Origin of the sequence: Kineococcus gurbantunggutensis (genome assembly GCF_050871925.1) — a bacterium.
GTDB lineage: Bacteria > Actinomycetota > Actinomycetes > Actinomycetales > Kineococcaceae > Kineococcus.
Window position 1 is genome coordinate 1 of sequence record NZ_JBJLSG010000268.1, and the last position, 3886, is coordinate 3886.

Below are 3886 nucleotides of genomic sequence, written 5' to 3' on the forward strand. Positions count from 1 at the left end.
CCTCCCCCGGGGTGCCCGGCGTCCGCGCGTCGGGGGCCGGGTCGGGCCCGAACCGCCGGTCCGGCCCGCGCCCAGGCCGGTCGGATCCGCGCCCGGGCGCTGCGGCGGGGCACCGAGCGGCCCCCTGCGCACCGCACCGTCCGCACCCCGGCGACCACGGGACGCCCACCGGGCCACCCCCGACGGCCACGGGACATCCACCGGGCGACCCCGACGGCCAGCGCCGGGAACGGCGAGAGCCCCCGCCGACCGGAGGTCGACGGGGGCTCTGGGGCGCGGGGGCGCCGGGCTCAGAAGGGCAGGGCGACGTGGGCGAACGGGTCCACGGCGACGGCCAGGGACAGCAGCGTCAGGTAGGTGATGGAGCCGTGGAAGACGCCCATCGGGCTGATGCGCTTGAGCTGCTCGACGGTGCCGGCGTCGCGGCCGCCGGTCTCGCGCTCGAAGCGGCGGGCGCGCCCGTGCAGGCGCAGGGTCTGCGCGAGGAAGCCGGCGCCGAGCACGAGCGCGGCGGCGCCGTACACGAGGCCCGCGCCGCCCACGGGGACCAGCAGCAGCGAGCAGAGCACCATCGCCACGGTGTAGGCGACGATCTGGCGCGAGACGGTGGTGGGCTTGGCCACGACGGGGAGCATGGGCACCCCGGCGTTGGCGTAGTCCTCGCGGTAGCGCACCGACAGGGGCCAGTAGTGCGGCGGGGTCCACAGGAAGATGACCCCGAAGAGCACGAACGGGGCCCAGTCCAGGCGGCCGGTGACGGCCGTCCAGCCGATGAGGACCTGCATGCAGCCGGCCACGCCGCCCCAGACGATGTTCTGGGAGGTGCGCCGCTTGAGCAGCAGCGTGTAGCCCACGATGTAGAGGGCGATCGCCGCCAGGGCGAGCACGGCGGAGAGCACGTTGACGAAGGCCACGAAGAGGGCGACCGAGGCGGCGCCCAGGGCCGCGGCGAACACCAGCGCGCGGCGCGGGGTGATCTCGCCGGTGACCAGGGGCCGCTTCGCGGTGCGCTTCATGAGCGCGTCGATGTCGCGGTCGAAGTAGCAGTTGAGGGTGTTGGCGCACCCGGCGGCGAAGGCGCCGCCCACGAACGTCGCCAGGACCAGCCCCAGCGGCGGCAGGCCGCCCGCGGCGAAGACCATGACGGGGATCGTCGTGATGAGCAGCAGCTCGATGATGCGCGGCTTCGTCAGGGCGAGGTAGGCCGCGGCGCGAGGGAATCGGCTGGGTCCCCGGCGAGCACCGCGCCGGCGCCCCAGCAGGGGCCGCGAGTGCGCGGAGGCGTCGGAGGGACGCGGATCGACGACAGTCACAGGATCCTCTGGGCGAGGCGGCAGCGGGCACTGGTGATGCTACGCCTCTATTACGTCGTGTCGTTGTCCGGGGCGCGTCGGGGGCCGGCGGGCCCGTGCACCGGCCGTGAGCTGCGCCACGCCCGCCTGCGAGTAGGCTCGTGCTGCAGTGATCCACCGGTCCGTGCACCACCGCCCCCGGGCGGGGTCCCGGCCGGTGGCGCTGACGACGACCGCGGGCGGACCCGGTCCCGTCACCGCCCCCGGGCGGGGCGGCCGGCCGCGCCGGGGACCGGTGACGGCGCCGGGGACGAACGACGCAGACACAGAGCGGACCACGGCCGGTTCACCCACCGCCCCGGCGGCGCTGGACGGTCAGCTGGTTCGCACGGGAGGAGACACGTGAGCCAGCAGAACCTCGAGTGGAGCGACCTGGACCGGAAGGCGGTCGACACCGTCCGCGTCCTGGCCATGGACGCCGTGCAGCGCGCCGGCAACGGGCACCCGGGCACGGCGATGAGCCTGGCCCCGGTCGCCTACACGCTGTTCCAGAAGCTCATGAAGCACGACCCGGCCAACCCCGACTGGACCGGCCGCGACCGCTTCGTCCTGTCGTGCGGGCACTCCAGCCTCACCCTCTACATCCAGCTCTACCTGGCCGGCTACGGCCTGGAGCTGGACGACCTGAAGGCGCTGCGCAAGTGGGGCTCGAAGACCCCCGGCCACCCGGAGCACGGCCACACCGCGGGCGTGGAGATGACGACCGGCCCGCTGGGCCAGGGCATCTCCTCGGCGGTGGGCATGGCGATGGCGGCGCGCCGCGAGCGCGGCCTGTTCGACCCGGACGCCGCGCCGGAGCAGAGCCCGTTCGACCACCACGTGTACGTGCTGGCCTCCGACGGCGACATCGAGGAGGGCGTCTCCTCCGAGGCCTCGGCCATCGCCGGGGTCCAGGAGCTGGGCAACCTCGTCGTCATCTACGACGCGAACCACATCTCGATCGAGGACGACACCGCGATCGCCCTGGCCGAGGACACCGGCAAGCGCTACGAGGCCTACGGCTGGCACGTGCAGACGCTGGACTGGACCAACGGCGGCGAGGGCCCGTACACCGAGGACGTCCAGGGCCTGTGGGACGCGCTGCAGGCGGCGAAGGCGGAGACCGGCAAGCCGTCGATCATCGTCCTGCGCACCACGATCGCCTACCCGGCGCCGAACCTGCAGAACACCGGCAAGTCGCACGGCTCCGCGCTGGGCGAGGCGGAGGTGCGGGCCACCAAGGAGGTCCTCGGCTTCGACCCGGAGCAGACCTTCGAGGTGCCCGAGGAGGTCCTGGCGCACACCCGCGCGGCGCGCGAGCGCGGCAAGGAGCTGCAGCGGGCGTGGCGGACCTCGATGGACGCCTGGCGCGAGGGCGCGGGTGAGCGCGTGGAGCTGTTCGAGCGCATGAGCACCCGCACGCTGCCCGCCGGCTGGGAGTCGGCGCTGCCGGTCTTCGAGCCCGGCACGTCCATCGCCTCCCGCAAGGCGTCCGGCGAGGTGCTCAACGCGCTGGCGCCGGTGCTGCCGGAGCTGTGGGGCGGCTCGGCCGACCTGGCCGAGTCGAACCTGACGAGCATGAAGGGCGAGCCGTCCTTCCTGCCGGCCAGCCGCACGACGAAGACGTGGGACGGCAACCTCTACGGGCGCACCCTGCACTTCGGCATCCGCGAGCACGCGATGGGCTCGATCCTCAACGGCATCGCGCTGCACGGCGGCACCCGCCCCTACGGCGGCACCTTCCTGGTCTTCAGCGACTACATGCGCCCCGCGGTGCGCCTGGCGGCGATCATGAAGCTGCCGGTGACCTACGTGTGGACGCACGACTCCATCGGCCTGGGCGAGGACGGCCCGACCCACCAGCCGATCGAGCACCTGTCCTCGCTGCGCGCCATCCCGGGCCTGGACGTCGTCCGCCCGGCGGACGCCAACGAGACCGCGTGGGCGTGGAGGACCGTCCTGGAGAAGACCGACCGCCCGGCCGGCCTGGCGCTCTCGCGCCAGAACCTGCCGACGTTCGACCGCTCGCAGGAGGGCTGGGGCGCGGCCGAGGGCGTGGCCAAGGGCGCGTACGTGCTGGTGGAGGCCTCCGCCGCCACCCCGCAGGTGATCCTCATCGCCACCGGCTCGGAGGTCCAGATCGCCGTGGCCGCCCGCGAGAAGCTCGAGGAGCAGGGCGTGCCGACCCGCGTGGTCTCCATGCCGTGCCGCGAGTGGTTCGACGAGCAGCCGCAGTCGTACCGCGACACCGTGCTGCTGCCGCAGGTCAAGGCGCGCGTGTCGGTCGAGGCCGCCATCGCCCAGGGCTGGCACGACGTCGTCGGCGACGCCGGCCGCACGGTGAGCATCGAGCACTTCGGCGCCTCCGCGGACTACCAGGACCTGTACCGCGAGTTCGGCTTCACGGACGAGGTCGTCGTCACCGCCGCCAAGGAGAGCCTGGCCGGCCTGCAGTGACCGTCCCCCGCGGGGCCGCCGGCGGGGGGGTGGGGGGGGCGGGCCCCGGAGCGTTAGGCGGCCGGTTTGGCGCCCCCTTTGTGCTGTGCTCCGCCGCG

2 protein-coding genes are annotated in these 3886 nt (G+C 74.1%); one reads left to right on the forward strand and one right to left on the reverse strand.

The genetic code is table 11. From position 1 onward, the window contains the following. Positions 1 to 290: 290 nt before the first annotated feature. The gene (locus tag ACRYR7_RS24730; RefSeq protein ID WP_432574993.1) at positions 291 to 1313 is read right to left on the reverse strand and encodes a heme o synthase; all 1023 of its coding nucleotides are present in this window, start codon (positions 1311 to 1313) and stop codon (positions 291 to 293) included. Between the two features lie 381 nt (positions 1314 to 1694). Between ACRYR7_RS24730 and tkt the strand changes: the two genes are divergently transcribed. Beyond that, positions 1695 to 3788 carry a transketolase gene (gene tkt, locus ACRYR7_RS24735; protein WP_432574994.1) on the forward strand — a complete coding sequence of 698 codons (2094 nt, stop codon included), beginning with the start codon at positions 1695 to 1697 and terminating at the stop codon, positions 3786 to 3788. The last annotated feature ends 98 nt before the right edge of the window (positions 3789 to 3886 follow it).